The sequence below is a fragment of the Dokdonella soli genome (assembly GCF_039523175.1).
Lineage (GTDB): Bacteria > Pseudomonadota > Gammaproteobacteria > Xanthomonadales > Rhodanobacteraceae > Dokdonella_A > Dokdonella_A soli.
Window position 1 is genome coordinate 1 of sequence record NZ_BAAAEU010000029.1, and the last position, 15,000, is coordinate 15,000.

The 15,000-nt window shown below is 63.4% G+C and carries 10 protein-coding genes (1 of these 10 only partly in view); all 10 read right to left on the reverse strand.

What is annotated here, in order from left to right; genetic code table 11:
* Positions 1-104: 104 nt before the first annotated feature.
* On the reverse strand, positions 105-2,195 hold the full coding sequence (fusA, locus tag ABD002_RS18845) for an elongation factor G (RefSeq protein WP_343794024.1): 2,091 nt from the start codon (positions 2,193-2,195) through the stop codon (positions 105-107).
* 122 nt (positions 2,196-2,317) lie between these two features.
* Positions 2,318-2,785: a 30S ribosomal protein S7 gene (gene rpsG / locus ABD002_RS18850; protein WP_343794027.1), complete on the reverse strand. Its 468-nt coding sequence runs from the start codon at positions 2,783-2,785 to the stop codon at positions 2,318-2,320.
* Positions 2,786-2,877: 92 nt separating this feature from the next.
* Entirely contained in the window at positions 2,878-3,252 is a 375-nt protein-coding gene (gene rpsL / locus ABD002_RS18855) for a 30S ribosomal protein S12 (protein WP_131994993.1), read from the reverse strand.
* A 238-nt stretch (positions 3,253-3,490) separates the two neighbouring features.
* Entirely contained in the window at positions 3,491-7,696 is a 4,206-nt protein-coding gene (gene rpoC / locus ABD002_RS18860) for a DNA-directed RNA polymerase subunit beta' (RefSeq protein WP_343794029.1), read from the reverse strand.
* 83 nt (positions 7,697-7,779) lie between these two features.
* Positions 7,780-11,943 carry a DNA-directed RNA polymerase subunit beta gene (gene rpoB, locus ABD002_RS18865; RefSeq protein ID WP_343794031.1) on the reverse strand — a complete coding sequence of 1,388 codons (4,164 nt, stop codon included), beginning with the start codon at positions 11,941-11,943 and terminating at the stop codon, positions 7,780-7,782.
* Between the two features lie 222 nt (positions 11,944-12,165).
* Positions 12,166-12,540 (reverse strand): 50S ribosomal protein L7/L12, encoded by a 375-nt coding sequence (gene rplL / locus ABD002_RS18870; RefSeq protein WP_343794033.1) that lies wholly within the window; start codon positions 12,538-12,540, stop codon positions 12,166-12,168.
* Between the two features lie 60 nt (positions 12,541-12,600).
* Positions 12,601-13,128, reverse strand: coding sequence for a 50S ribosomal protein L10 (gene rplJ / locus ABD002_RS18875; RefSeq protein WP_343794044.1), 528 nt, complete (start codon positions 13,126-13,128; stop codon positions 12,601-12,603).
* A gap of 435 nt (positions 13,129-13,563) precedes the next feature.
* Complete coding sequence (gene rplA, locus ABD002_RS18880) at positions 13,564-14,265, reverse strand: 50S ribosomal protein L1 (protein WP_343794035.1); 702 nt, start codon at positions 14,263-14,265, stop codon at positions 13,564-13,566.
* A gap of 2 nt (positions 14,266-14,267) precedes the next feature.
* Positions 14,268-14,696, reverse strand: a complete 429-nt coding sequence (gene rplK, locus ABD002_RS18885; protein ID WP_343794037.1) for a 50S ribosomal protein L11 — start codon at positions 14,694-14,696, stop codon at positions 14,268-14,270.
* Between the two features lie 161 nt (positions 14,697-14,857).
* Positions 14,858-15,000 carry the 3' portion of a transcription termination/antitermination protein NusG gene (gene nusG / locus ABD002_RS18890; protein WP_343794039.1) on the reverse strand. The gene runs 418 nt beyond the window's last position, so 143 of the gene's 561 nt are visible here — the last part of the coding sequence; its start codon lies off the right edge, out of view; the stop codon is at positions 14,858-14,860.

Genomic DNA, 15,000 nt, shown 5'->3' on the forward strand with positions numbered 1-15,000 from the left:
CGTGGCCAATCGTGCCCACGTTCACGTGCGGCTTCTTGCGCTCGAATTTTTCCTTGGACATGACTCAGAACCTCAAAACAGATTTCATCGAATGGTGGAGTGGATCAGGACTTTTTGATGACCGCTTCAGCGATGTTGTTCGGCGCTTCGGCGTAGTGATCGAATTCCATCGTGAAGGTCGCGCGACCCTGCGACATCGAGCGCAGGCTGGTCGCGTAACCGAACATCTCGCCGAGCGGCACCATCGCGTTGATGACCTTGCCTGACGGCGAATCGTCCGAACCCTGCAGCACGCCGCGACGGCGACTCATATCGCCCATCACGTCGCCCATATAGTCCTCGGGCGTCACGACCTCGACCTTCATGATCGGCTCGAGCAGGACCGGATTGGCCTTGTTGAAGCCTTCCTTGAAGCCCATCGAGCCGGCGATCTTGAACGCCATTTCGTTGGAGTCGACTTCGTGGTACGAACCGTCGACCAGCTTGATCTTGATGTCCACGACCGGATAGCCGGCCATCGGACCGCTGGTCATCGCCTCGCGGATGCCCTTGTCGACCGCCGGCACGTATTCCTTCGGCACCGTGCCGCCAACCGTCGCGTTCTCGAACACATAACCCGCACCGCGTTCCTGCGGCGTGATTTCGAGCACGACATGGCCGTACTGGCCCTTGCCGCCGGACTGGCGCACGAACTTGCCTTCCTGCTTGACCGGCTTGCGGATGGTTTCGCGGTAGGCGACCTGCGGCTTGCCGACGTTCGCCTCGACGTTGAACTCGCGCTTCATGCGATCAACGATGATCTCGAGGTGCAACTCGCCCATGCCGGCGATGATCGTCTGGCCGGACTCTTCATCGGAACGCACGCGGAACGACGGGTCTTCCTGCGCGAGACGCGACAGGGCGATACCCATCTTTTCCTGGTCCGACTTGGTCTTCGGCTCGACCGCCATCGCGATGACCGGTTCCGGGAACGTCATGCGCTCCAGCGTGATCACATTGTTCGTCGCGCACAGCGTGTCACCGGTGGTGACATCCTTGAGACCGACCGCAGCGGCGATGTCACCGGCCCGGACTTCCTTGATCTCGCTGCGCTCGGCGGCATGCATTTGCAGGATGCGGCCGACGCGCTCTTTCTTGCTCTTGACCGGGTTGTAGACGGTGTCGCCCGAGTTCAACGTGCCCGAATAGACACGGAAGAACGTCAGTGAACCGACGAACGGGTCGGTCATGATCTTGAACGCGAGCGCGGAGAACGGCTGGTCGTCGCCGACGCCGCGGCTGTCTTCCTTCTCATTCTCGTCGACGCCCTTGACCGGCGGACGATCGGACGGGGCCGGCAGGTAGCGCACGACCGCGTCGAGCATCGCCTGGACGCCCTTGTTCTTGAACGCTGTTCCGCAGAACACCGGGATCAGCTTGTTTTCCAGCGTCGCCGTACGGATACCCGCATGGATATCGTCCTCGGAAAGCGTGCCTTCCTCGAGATACTTGTTCATCAGCTCTTCGGACGTCTCGGCCGCGGACTCGACCATGAAGTCGCGCGCCTGCTTGGCCTTCTCGGCCAGATTCGCCGGAATGTCGCGATACTCGAACTTCATGCCCTGGGATTCGACATCCCAGTAGATCGCCTTCATCTTGACGAGGTCGATGACGCCTTCGAAGTTCTCTTCGGCACCGATAGGCACCTGCATCGGCACCGGATGGGCCCCAAGACGGGACTTCAGCTGGCCGACGACCTTGTCGAAGTCGGCGCCGGTGCGGTCCATCTTGTTGACGAACGCAAGACGCGGCACGCCGTACTTGTTGGCCTGACGCCACACGGTCTCGGACTGCGGCTGCACGCCACCGACCGAGCACAGCACGAACACGGCACCATCGAGCACGCGCAGCGAACGCTCGACTTCGATCGTGAAGTCGACGTGCCCCGGGGTATCGATGATGTTGAAGCGGTACTGCGGGAACGAACGGTCCATGCCGGTCCAGAACGCAGTCGTCGCGGCCGACGTGATCGTGATGCCGCGTTCCTGTTCCTGTTCCATCCAGTCCATGGTCGCCGCGCCCTCATGCACCTCGCCAATCTTGTGACTGACACCGGTGTAAAAGAGAATGCGCTCGGTCGTGGTGGTCTTTCCGGCATCGATGTGGGCCATGATGCCGAAATTGCGATAGCGCTCGATGGGAGTAGTGCGAGCCATTGGTTGGGTACCTTTTGCGGCGTCCGTTTCCGCGGAAAAAGCGGTCGTCCCGGCCGCGGATTCATTTCATGGGCATCCTGCCCGGGGAAGGGCGGTCGTCCTGACCGCGCTCCTCATGATTCTTACCAGCGGTAATGCGAGAAGGCCTTGTTCGCTTCCGCCATGCGGTGCGTCTCTTCGCGCTTCTTGACCGCACCGCCGCGATTCTCGGACGCCTCGAGCAGCTCAGCCGCGAGCTTGCGTGGCATCGAGTTCTCGCCGCGCTTGCGCGCCGCATCGATCAGCCAGCGCATCGCCAGCGCGGTACGGCGCGACGAACGCACTTCGACCGGCACCTGATAGGTGGCGCCGCCGACGCGACGCGACTTGACCTCGACCGCCGGAGCGACGTTGTTCAGCGCCTTCTCAACCAGGCCGACCGGCTCGGCATGCTTCTCGCCGATATGGTCCAGCGCGCCGTAGACGATCTTTTCCGCGACCGACTTCTTGCCGCTCTGCATCACCATGTTGATGAAGCGGGCAATGACCTGGCTGCCGTGCTTGGGATCGGGCAGCAGCTCACGTGTGGGGGTATTACCTTTGCGTGACATAGACTCTTCTCAATGATGCGGCCACAGGGACCGCTTGATACTCAAGCGCCGAAGCGCCTGTGGGAAACGCCTTGTAAGAGCCGGCGATCGAATCAGCCCTTCGGACGCTTGGCGCCGTACTTGGAACGGCTCTTGCGGCGCTTGGTCACGCCGGCGGCGTCGAGGCTGCCGCGCACCGTGTGGTAGCGCACGCCCGGCAGATCCTTGACACGACCGCCGCGGATCAGCACGACCGAGTGCTCCTGCAAATTGTGGCCTTCGCCACCGATGTAGCTGATGACCTCGAAACCGTTGGTCAGGCGCACCTTCGCGACCTTGCGCAAGGCCGAGTTCGGCTTCTTCGGGGTGGTCGTGTAGACACGCGTGCAGACGCCACGGCGCTGCGGACAGTTCGCGAGTGCCGGGGAGGCGCTCTTGTACGTCTTCGGGCTGCGCGGCTTGCGTACCAGCTGGTTGACTGTTGACATGCGTTTGAACCGTGCCTGCGAGAATTCTGGGAAGAAATCCCCCCGAAAATCCGGGGAAACAAAAGGCAGGCCGAACAATCCGGCCTGCCAAGACTAAAGAGTATAGCGTGCAGCAACAAAAACCGTCAAACGGTTCCGCGCCTTGGCATCCTGCGCTCGAACACGAGGCGAATCCTTCGCCTCATTTCGATGTCGGTACTGCTAAATCAAATCGGGTTGACCCGAACCAGCCTGGTAATCAATGCGTGTCGCCGTCTTCGGCCACTGCCTCGGCCACCGAACTCGTGGCCCCGAGCGTTGCGCGCTCTGATTCGGTCAGGACACCTTGCCGACTGCGCCGCTGGGCGTGGTAGGCAAGGCCGGTACCGGCAGGAATCAAGCGCCCGACTATAACGTTTTCCTTCAGGCCGCGCAAGGTGTCACGCGTGCCGCGCACCGCCGCCTCGGTCAGCACGCGCGTCGTCTCCTGGAACGAGGCCGCCGAGATGAACGACTCGGTCGCCAGCGACGCCTTGGTGATGCCGAGCAGCACCGGCAGCATCTCGGCGGGACGCTCGTTGCGGGCTTCTGCACGGGCGTTTTCCTCGGCCAGCCGCATGCGATCGACATGCTCGCCACGCAGGAAGCGCGTGTCGCCGGCCGCAGCGATCTCGACCTTGCGCAGCATCTGGCGAATGATCGCCTCGATGTGCTTGTCGTTGATCTTCACGCCCTGCAGACGGTAGACGTCCTGGATTTCCTTGACCAGGTAGGCGGCCAGCGGCTCGACGCCGAGCAGGCGCAGGATGTCGTGCGGATTCGGCTCGCCGTCAACGACGGTTTCGCCCTTCTCGACATGCTCGCCCTCGAACACGATCACGTGACGCCACTTCGGGATCAGCTCCTCGTGTTCATTGCCGTCCTGGTCCTTGATGATCAGGCGCTGCTTGCCCTTGGTGTCCTTGCCGAAGCTGATAACGCCGGAGCGCTCGGCCAGGATCGCCGGTTCCTTCGGCTTGCGCGCCTCGAAGAGGTCGGCGACGCGCGGCAGACCGCCGGTGATGTCGCGGGTCTTGGAGGTTTCCTGCGGAATACGCGCGACGACGTCGCCGACGCCGACTTCCGCGCCATTCTGCAAGGAGACGATCGCACCCGCCGGCAGGAAGTACTGCGCCGGAATGTCGGTACCCGGCAGGCGCAGCTCACCGCCCTTCTTGTCGACGATGCGGACCATCGGACGCAGATCCTTGGCCGCCGTACCACGACGCTTCGGATCGGTCACCACGGAGCTTGCCAAACCGGTCAGTTCGTCGATCTGCTCCTGCACGGTGATGCCGTCGGTGAAGTCGATGAAACGCACGACGCCGGCGACTTCCGAGACGATCGGATGGGTATGCGGATCCCACTTGGCGACCGTCTGCCCAGCCTTCACCGCGGCTCCGTCCTTCGCATCGATGACGGCGCCGTACGGAACGCGGTAACGCTCACGCTCACGACCGTGCGCGTCCATGACCGACAGTTCGCCGGAACGCGACACCGCGACCAGGTGGCCGGCGCTGTGCGCGACGGTCTTCAGGTTGGTGAACTTCAGGCTGCCGGTCGTCTTGACCTGCACGTTGTCGACCGCCGCCGCTCGCGACGCCGCACCACCGATGTGGAACGTACGCATCGTCAGCTGCGTGCCCGGCTCGCCGATCGACTGAGCGGCGATCACGCCGACCGCCTCGCCGATGTTGACCAGGTGACCGCGCGCCAGGTCGCGACCGTAGCAGACCGCGCAGACGCCGAAGCGCGCGTTACAGGTGATCGGCGAACGCACCAGGATCGACTGCACGCCGGCCGCCTCGATCTTGTCGACCATCGCCTCATCGAGCAGGGTGTTGCGCGGGACGATGGGATCTTCGTCGTTGCCGGGCGCGAACACGTCTTCGGCAACGGCGCGACCGAGCACGCGATCCTTCAACGGCTCGACGACATCGCCGCCTTCGACGATCGGCGCCATGGTCAGGCCATTGGAGGTGCCGCAATCGACTTCCGTGACCACGACGTCCTGCGCGACGTCGACCAGACGGCGCGTCAGGTAACCCGAGTTCGCGGTCTTCAACGCGGTGTCGGCCAGACCCTTTCGGGCGCCGTGCGTCGAGTTGAAGTACTGCAGCACGTTCAGGCCTTCACGGAAGTTCGCCTTGATCGGCGTCTCGATGATCGAGCCGTCCGGACGCGCCATCAGGCCGCGCATGCCGGCGAGCTGACGGATCTGCGCCGCCGAACCACGCGCGCCGGAGTCGGCCATGATGAACAGCGAGTTCATCGACTTCTGCTCGATCGTCTCGCCCTTGGCGTTCTTGACCTTGTCGGCGCCGATGCCTTTCATCATCGCCGCGGCCACCTGTTCATTGGTGCGCGACCAGATGTCGACGACCTTGTTGTAGCGCTCGCCGGCGGTGACCAGGCCCGACTGGAACTGCTGCTGGATCTCGGTGACGTCCTTCTCGGCGATTTCGAGAATGCCCTTCTTCTCGCCCGGGATCTTCATGTCGTCGATGCCGATCGACATGCCCGCGCGCGTCGCGTAATGGAAGCCGGTGTACATCAGCTTGTCCGCGAACACGACCGTGTCCTTGAGGCCAAGGCGGCGGTAGCACTGGTTGATCAGGCGCGAGATCGATTTCTTGGTCAGCTCGGTGTTGACCAGCGCGAACGGCAGGCCTTCCGGGATGATTTCCGCGAGCAGCGCGCGGCCGACCGTGGTGTCGACCAGCGCGGTCTTCTCGCTGCGCTCGCCCTGCTCGTCGATCTCGACCTGGCGCAGGCGCACCTTGACCTTCGCGTGCAGTTCGACCGCACGGTTGTCGTAGGCGCGATGCACTTCGGCGACGTTCGCGAACGCCATGCCCTCGCCCTTCACGTTCTCGAGCGCACGGGTCATGTAGTAGAGACCGAGCACGACGTCCTGGGTCGGCACGATGATCGGCTCGCCGTTCGCCGGCGACAGGATGTTGTTCGTCGACATCATCAGCGCGCGCGCTTCCAACTGCGCTTCCAGCGACAGCGGCACGTGCACGGCCATCTGGTCGCCGTCAAAGTCGGCGTTGAACGCGGTGCAGACCAGCGGATGCAGCTGGATCGCCTTGCCTTCGATCAGCACCGGCTCGAACGCCTGGATGCCGAGACGATGCAGGGTCGGCGCGCGGTTCAGCAACACCGGATGTTCGCGGATCACCTCTTCGAGGATGTCCCACACCTCGGCACTCTCGCGCTCGACCAGCTTCTTCGCAGCCTTGATCGTGGTCGCAAGACCACGGCGCTGCAGCTTCGAGAAGATGAACGGCTTGAACAACTCGAGCGCCATCTTCTTCGGCAGGCCGCACTGGTGCAGCTTCAGCGTCGGACCAACCACGATGACCGAACGGCCCGAGTAGTCGACGCGCTTGCCGAGCAGGTTCTGGCGGAAGCGGCCCTGCTTGCCCTTGATCATGTCGGCCAGCGACTTCAGCGGACGCTTGTTGGTGCCGGTGATCGCGCGGCCGCGACGGCCGTTGTCCATCAGCGCATCGACCGCTTCCTGCAGCATGCGCTTCTCGTTGCGCACGATGATGTCGGGTGCGTTGAGTTCGAGCAGGCGCTTCAGGCGATTGTTGCGGTTGATGACGCGGCGATACAGGTCATTGAGGTCCGACGTCGCGAAGCGACCGCCATCCAGCGGCACCAGCGGACGCAGGTCCGGCGGCAGCACCGGCAGCACGGTCAGCACCATCCATTCCGGACGGTTCTGCGATTCGATGAAGCTCTCGACCAGCTTGATGCGCTTGGAAAGGCGCTTCAGCTTGGTCTCGGAGTTCGTCGAGGCGATCTCCTCGCGCAGCTTGATCAGCTCCTGGCTGAGGTCGATCGTCTTGAGCAGTTCATAGACCGCTTCCGCGCCCATGCGCGCGTCGAACTCGTCGCCGTGTTCCTCGACCGACTGCAGGTACTGCTCCTCGTTGAGCAGCTGACCGCGCTCGAGCGCGGTCAGGCCCGGATCGACGACCACGTAGGCCTCGAAGTAGAGGATGCGCTCGATGTCGCGCAAGGTCATGTCGAGCATCAGGCCGATGCGCGACGGCAGCGACTTCAGGAACCAGATGTGCGCGGTCGGGCTGGCCAGCTCGATGTGGCCCATGCGCTCGCGGCGCACCTTGGCCAGAGTGACCTCGGTGCCGCACTTCTCGCAGACAACGCCGCGGTGCTTCATGCGCTTGTACTTGCCGCACAGGCACTCGTAGTCCTTGATCGGTCCGAAGATCGCGGCGCAGAACAGGCCATCGCGCTCCGGCTTGAACGTGCGGTAGTTGATCGTCTCGGGCTTTTTCACTTCGCCGAACGACCACGAACGGATCAGGTCCGGAGAAGCGAGCGCGATCTTGATCGAGTCGAAGTCGAGCGACTGGCGCTGCTGGTTGAACAGGTTGAGCAAATCTTTCATTTCAAATCTCCTAATTCGTCGCGATCCGCTGAGTCATCGGTTCTGCGCGCACCGGTCGAAACATGCTCGACCGGCCGCCGGCATCACTTCGTCTCTTCGAGTTCCATATTGATCGCGAGCGAGCGGATTTCCTTGACCAGCACGTTGAACGACTCGGGCATGCCCGCGACCATCTCGTGGTCGCCGTCGACGATGTTCTTGTACATCTGGTTGCGGCCGGAGACGTCGTCGGATTTCACCGTCAGCATTTCCTGCAGCGTGTACGCCGCGCCATAGGCCTCGAGCGCCCAGACTTCCATCTCACCGAAGCGCTGGCCGCCGAACTGCGCCTTGCCGCCCAGCGGCTGCTGGGTGACCAGCGAGTACGGACCGGTCGAGCGTGCGTGCATCTTGTCGTCGACGAGGTGGTTCAGCTTCAGCATGTGCATGTAGCCGACCGTGACCGGACGATCGAACGCCTCGCCGGTGCGACCGTCGATCAGCGTGGTCTGGCCGGACTCGGGGAGCTCGGCCAGCTTCAGCATCGCCTTGATCTCCTCCTCGAACGCACCGTCGAACACCGGCGTCGCCATCGGCACGCCGTCCTGCAGGTTGCGTGCGAGCGCCAGCAGCTCTTCGTCGGTCAGCGACTTCAGGTTGACCTTGTGGCCAAGATCGCCCTTACCCGAGTTGTAGATCTCGTCGAGGAACTTGCGCAGTTCCGCAACCTTGGCCTGCGCCTCGAGCATGTGCTGGATCTTCTCGCCGAGTCCCTTCGCGGCCCAGCCCAGATGCACTTCAAGAATCTGGCCGATGTTCATTCGCGACGGCACGCCGAGCGGATTCAGCACGATGTCGACCGGACGGCCTTTCTGGTCGTAGGGCATGTCCTCGACCGGCACGATCATCGACACGACACCCTTGTTGCCGTGGCGGCCGGCCATCTTGTCGCCCGGCTGGATGCGGCGCTTCACGGCCAGGTACACCTTGACCATCTTGAGCACACCCGGCGCGAGGTCGTCACCGGCCGTGATCTTGGCCTGCTTCGCCTTGAACCGCTGTTCGAACTCTTCCTTGTGGCTCTTGACCTGCTCCTGGGCACGCTCGAGGAATTCCGCCATGTCCTCGTCCTTCATGCGGATCGCGAACCATTCGTCCTTCTTGAGACCGTCGAGATACTCATTGGTGATCTCGGCGCCCTTCTTCAGGCTGCCCGGACCGCCATTGGCGACCTTGCCGACGATCGCCGTGCGCAGACGGTTGTAGATCGCGCCTTCGAGGATGCGGAACTGGTCGTCGAAGTCCTTCTTGATGCGCTTGATTTCCATCTCTTCGATCTGGCGCGCACGCTTGTCCTTCTCGATGCCATCGCGGGTGAACACGGTGACGTCGATGACAGTGCCGTCCATGCCGGGCGGCACGCGCAGCGAGCTGTCCTTCACGTCAGACGCCTTCTCGCCGAAGATCGCACGGAGGAGCTTTTCTTCCGGGGTCAGCTGCGACTCACCCTTCGGCGTGACCTTGCCGACCAGGATGTCGCCGGCCTTCACCTCGGCGCCGATGTAGACCACGCCGGATTCGTCCAGGCGCGCGAGCGCCTGTTCGCCGACGTTCGGGATGTCGGCCGAGATCTCTTCCGGACCCAGCTTGGTGTCGCGCGCGACGCAGGTCAGCTCTTCGATGTGGATCGTCGTGTAGCGATCCTCCTCGACCACGCGCTCGGAGAGCAGGATCGAGTCCTCGAAGTTGTAGCCGTTCCACGGCATGAACGCGACCAGCATGTTCTGGCCGAGCGCGAGCTCGCCGAGATCGGTCGACGAACCGTCCGCCAACACATCGCCCTGCTCGACGCGATCGCCGACGTTGACCAGCGGACGCTGGTTCAGGTTGGTGTTCTGGTTCGAGCGCGTGTACTTGGTCAGCGTGTAGATGTCGACGCCGGCGTCGTTGTCGCCGATCTGGTCTTCATTCACGCGCACGACGATACGGCCCGCGTCGACCTGGTCGATCACGCCGGAGCGGCGCGCGGCCACGGTGACGCCGGAATCGCGCGCAACCGCACGTTCGATGCCGGTTCCGACCAGCGGCGTCTGCGCACGCAGCGTCGGCACCGCCTGGCGCTGCATGTTCGCGCCCATCAGCGCGCGGTTTGCGTCGTCATGCTCGAGAAACGGCACCAGCGCCGCCGCGACCGACACGGTCTGCATCGGTGACACGTCCATGTAGTTGATCTCGCTGGACGGACGCAGCTCCGATTCGCCGCGGAAACGGCAGGACACGAAGTCTTCGGAGAACGTGCCGTCCTTGTTGAGCGGCGAGTTCGCCTGCGCGATCACGTATTCGCCCTCGTCGATCGCCGACAGGAATTCGACCTGATTGGTGATCTTGCCGTGCGTGACCTTGCGGTACGGCGTCTCGAGGAAGCCGTAGTCGTTGGTGCGCGCATAGACCGCGAGCGAGTTGATCAGGCCGATGTTCGGGCCTTCCGGTGTCTCGATCGTGCAGACGCGGCCGTAATGCGTCGGGTGCACGTCGCGCACCTCGAAGCCGGCACGCTCGCGCGTGAGGCCGCCCGGACCGAGCGCGGACACGCGACGCTTGTGCGTGACCTCGCTGAGCGGGTTGTTCTGGTCCATGAACTGGCTGAGCTGCGAGGAGCCGAAGAACTCCTTGACCGCAGCCGCAACCGGCTTGGCGTTGATCAGGTCCTGCGGGGTCAGGGCGTCCGCTTCGGCGAGCGACAGGCGCTCCTTGACCGCGCGCTCGACGCGCACCAGGCCGATGCGGAACACGTTCTCGGCCATTTCGCCGACCGACCGCACGCGGCGGTTGCCGAGGTGGTCGATGTCATCGACGATGCCGCGACCGTTGCGGATCTCGATCAGCACCTTGATCACGTCGAGGATGTCGGAACCTGCGCCGAATTCCTTGACCAGCGCCTTGGAGTTCTCGTCGTTGCGCTCGCCGAAGTACTTGCCGTCGAACAGGATGCCCGGGCCCTTGTCGTCCTTGCGGCCGACGCGGCGGTTGAACTTCATGCGGCCGACGCGATCGAGGTCGTAGCGTTCGGACGAGAAGAACAGGTTCTGGAACAGGTTCTGCGCGGCGTCCTTGGTCGGCGGCTCGCCCGGACGCATCATGCGGTAGATCTCGACCAGCGCCTCCAGCGGCGTCTTGGACGGATCGATGCGCAGGGTCTTGGAGATGTAGTCGCCGCGATCGAGGTCGTTGACCCACAGCGTCGCGATCTTGTCGACGCCGGATTTGCGGAACGCCTCCAGGTGCGCGTCGTTGATCTCGTCGTTCGCCGACGCCAGCAGCTCGCCGGTCTTGGTGTCGACGACGTCGTGCGCGAGGATGCGTCCGATCAGGTATTCGTCCGGCACTTCGAGCGACTTGATCTTCGCGCTCTCGAGCTGGCGCACGTGGCGCGCGGTGATGCGCTTGCCGGCTTCGACGATCACGCTGTCGCCGACGCGCAGATCGAAGTTCAGCGTCTCGCCGCGCAGGCGCTCGGCGACGAGGTCGAGCGTGGCGCCGTCCTTCTTGCCGAGGTGGAACACGTTCTTCTCGAAGAAGATGTCGAGCATGCCCTCGTTGGTGTAGCCGAGCGCGCGCAGCAGCACGGTCACCGGCAGCTTGCGGCGACGGTCGATGCGGGTGAACAGCGCGTCCTTCGGGTCGAACTCGAAGTCCAGCCACGAGCCGCGGTAGGGGATCACGCGCGCGGAGTACAACAGCTTGCCCGAGCTGTGCGTCTTGCCGCGGTCGTGGTCGAAGAACACGCCCGGCGAGCGGTGCAGCTGCGAGACGATGACGCGCTCGGTGCCGTTGACGATGAAGGTGCCGGTATCGGTCATCAGGGGCAGTTCGCCCATGTAGACCTCCTGCTCCTTCACGTACTTGATCGCCTTGTTCGACGATTCCTTGTCGTAGATGACCAGACGCACGGTGACGCGCAGCGGCGCGCCGTAGCTCATGCCACGCGAACGGCACTCACGCTCGTCGAACGGCGGCTCGCCGAGGCGGTAGTTGACATACTCAAGCGCTGCACTGCCGGAATAGCTCGAGATCGGGAACACCGAACGCAGCGCGGCATGCAAGCCCTTGTCCTCGCGGCCATTCGGCTCGACGTCGGCCTGCAGGAACTCGCGGTACGAGTCGACCTGGATGGCCAGCAGGAAGGGGACGTCCAGCACGGGCGGACGCTTGCCGAAATCCTTGCGGATTCGCTTTTTTTCGGTGAAGGAGTAGGTCGTCGTGGTCATGAGGAGCACACCTCGTACAGCGTGCGACGGCGGCGCGTCGCCGGGGAGAAAACCGGAAGATTGAAACGGACATCGGAAATCGCAGGAGCGCCGAAATGGGGGCGTCCCCTGCGATTTCCCATGCCCGCTACGGGAAAACCTGCAACGGGCAAAGCCCGGGAGCTTGCGCCCCCAGGCTTGGCTTTACTTGGCTGCAGCAGCAAGCAACGCGTCGTGCGTCGCTTACTTGACCTCGACGGTCGCGCCGGCAGCTTCGAGATCCTTCTTGAACTTGGCCGCGTCGTCCTTCGACACGCCTTCCTTCAGCGTACCGGTGGCTTCGACGAGATCCTTCGCTTCCTTCAGGCCCAGGCCCGTGATGGCGCGGACGGCCTTGATGACTTCGACCTTCTTTTCGCCGGCAGCCTTGAGGATGACGTTGAATTCGGTCTGCTCCTCGACCGGAGCAGCGGCGCCGCCAGCAGCCGGGCCAGCCGCGGCCACCGGAGCGGCAGCGGACACACCAAACTTCTCTTCGATCGCCTTGACCAGCTCCATGACTTCCATGAGGCTCTTCGCGGCGACGGCTTCGACGATCTGTTCGTTAGACAGGGACATTGTTAATTACCTCGGTAAAATTTTCTGGAAAGGGGTTCAGCAAGCCGTTGCAGGTGGCACTCAGGCCGTTTCGGCCTGCGCCGCGGCGGCGACATCGCCACCCGCCTGCTTGTCGGCGACAGCCTTGACCGCGCGGGCGAACATCGTTGCCGGTTCGGCGAGGACACGGGCCAGCATGGCCAGCGCCTGTTCGAGCGTCGGCAGCGAAGCCAGCACCTCGACATGGCTGGCCGGATACTGCTGGCCACCCACGGCGACGACCTTCGCCTTCAGCTTGTCGTTGCCCTTGGCGAATTCCTTGATCAGACGACCGGCGGCACCGGGTTCTTCTTTCGAGAACGCGTAGAGCAGCGGACCGACCAACGAATCCTGGACGCACTCGTACTCGGTACCGACGACGGCACGCGATGCCAGGGTGTTCTTGACGACTTTCAAGAACACGCCGGTCTCACGGGCCTTCTTGCGCATCGCGGTCATCTGCTCGACCGTGGTGCCCGCGTATTCGACGGCGACCAAGGAGTGGGCCGTGGCGGCAACTTCTGCCAGTTCGGCGACAACTTCTTTCTTCTGGGACAGATTTAGAGCCATTGCACTCCTCCAAATGAACTCCGCTCGCGACCAGAGGCCGCTTGCGGTCCTGAACGGCATCCTTCCTGGATGCCGGGGACGCGGATCGCGTCCCGGTGGTGGCCTGTCTGACTGGTCTGCCCAGAGGCTGTGAACCAGATGATTTCCAGGAGGCGACACCATCTACGCAGGCTGGACTTTTGAGACCTTGCCGACAGGATCGGGAGAATCCCTGCAAACCACGCATCCATGCGTCCCGATCGCGCAGTCGCGGTCGCCTGCGGTCTTTGACGGCTCCCGCTTGCGCGGGCGCCCTCAAAATACTGAACAGAATCGGGCATCCTGCCGCGATCTGCGTGAAAAACGGTCGCAGTCAAGCCGCGCCACGTTTTTTTCGCAACAAGCCTTCGGCTTACTGCGCCGTCACGTCCCTGTGACGGAAGAGCTTGCTTTGCGTCAGGCCGAGACCGTGGACTGATCGACGATCACGCCGACGCCCATCGTGCTCGACAGCGACACCTTCTGCAGGAACACGCCCTTCGCGGAAGCCGGCTTCGCCTTGACGAGGTCCGACAGCAGCGCGTTGAGGTTGTCCTTCAGCGCGGCGACTTCGAAATTCGCCTTGCCGATCGAGCAGTGGATGATGCCAGCCTTGTCGTTGCGGAACTTGACCTGGCCCGCCTTGGCATTCTTCACCGCGGTGACCACGTCGGCCGCGACCGAGCCGTCCTTCGGATTCGGCATCAGGCCGCGCGGACCGAGCAGCTGGCCGAGCTTGCCGACCACGCGCATCGCATCCGGCGTCGCGATGACGCGACCGAAGTCGAGGTCACCCGCCTGCATGCGCTCGGCGAGGTCTTCCATGCCGACCGCATCGGCGCCGGCGGCCTTGGCCGCTTCAGCCTTTTCGCCCGCCGGACAGAACACCGCGACCTTGACGGTCTTGCCGGTGCCGTGCGGCAGCATCACCGAGCCGCGTACGCCCTGGTCGGACTTCTTCGCGTCGATGCCGAGGCGGATCGCCACGTCGACCGATTCCGGGAACTTCGCCTTGGCGCCGTCCTTGACGATCTTCAACGCTTCGTCGATCGCATAGGCCTTGCCCGGCACGATTTTGGCGCTGAGCGCCTTGTAACGCTTGCTGATCTTCGTGCTCATGTTCAGATCTCCGACACCAGGCCCATGCTGCGGGCGCTGCCCGCGATCGTGCGAACCGCCGCGTCGAGATCGGCCGCGGTCAGGTCAGGCTCCTTCTGCTTGGCGATTGCCTCGAGCTGGGCGCGAGTCACCTTGCCGACCTTCTCCGTGTTCGGACGCTTGGAACCGGACGTGATGCCAGCCGCCTTCTTCAACAGGATCGTCGCCGGCGGCGTCTTCGTGATGAAGGTAAAGGTACGGTCCGAATACGCGGTGATCACGACCGGAATCGGCAGACCCGGCTCGAGCTTCTGCGTGGCGGCGTTGAACGCCTTGCAGAACTCCATGATGTTCAGGCCGCGCTGACCGAGGGCGGGGCCTACGGGCGGCGACGGGTTGGCCTGACCGGCCTTGACCTGCAGCTTGATGTAGCCGACTACTTTCTTTGCCATTGCTGTTTACTCCTCGGGTTCAAGCGTCTGCACGTTCCTGCGAACTGCGGGACTCCCCGTTGGTTGATGATGTGATTGGTGATTCGTGATTGGTGATTCGTAAAGGGCGAACCGCTTCGAGCCTTTGCCAATCACGAATCACGAATCACCAATCACGGCTCCTAGGCCTTCTCCACCTGGCCGAATTCCAACTCGACCGGCGTCGAACGCCCGAAAATCAGCACCGCCACGCGCAGGCGGCTCTTCTCGTAATTGACTTCCTCGACCACGCCGTTGAAGTCGTTGAACGGGCCGTCGGTGACGC

Coding starts and splice junctions, on each gene's coding strand:
- rplA (WP_343794035.1), bottom strand. CDS start 14,265: ATGAGCACGAAGATCAGCAAGCGTTACAAGGCGCTCAGCGCCAAAATC.
- rpsL (WP_131994993.1), bottom strand. CDS start 3,252: ATGTCAACAGTCAACCAGCTGGTACGCAAGCCGCGCAGCCCGAAGACG.
- rpsG (WP_343794027.1), bottom strand. CDS start 2,785: ATGTCACGCAAAGGTAATACCCCCACACGTGAGCTGCTGCCCGATCCC.
- rplJ (WP_343794044.1), bottom strand. CDS start 13,128: ATGGCTCTAAATCTGTCCCAGAAGAAAGAAGTTGTCGCCGAACTGGCA.
- fusA (WP_343794024.1), bottom strand. CDS start 2,195: ATGGCTCGCACTACTCCCATCGAGCGCTATCGCAATTTCGGCATCATG.
- rpoB (WP_343794031.1), bottom strand. CDS start 11,943: ATGACCACGACGACCTACTCCTTCACCGAAAAAAAGCGAATCCGCAAG.
- rplK (WP_343794037.1), bottom strand. CDS start 14,696: ATGGCAAAGAAAGTAGTCGGCTACATCAAGCTGCAGGTCAAGGCCGGT.
- rplL (WP_343794033.1), bottom strand. CDS start 12,540: ATGTCCCTGTCTAACGAACAGATCGTCGAAGCCGTCGCCGCGAAGAGC.
- rpoC (WP_343794029.1), bottom strand. CDS start 7,696: ATGAAAGATTTGCTCAACCTGTTCAACCAGCAGCGCCAGTCGCTCGAC.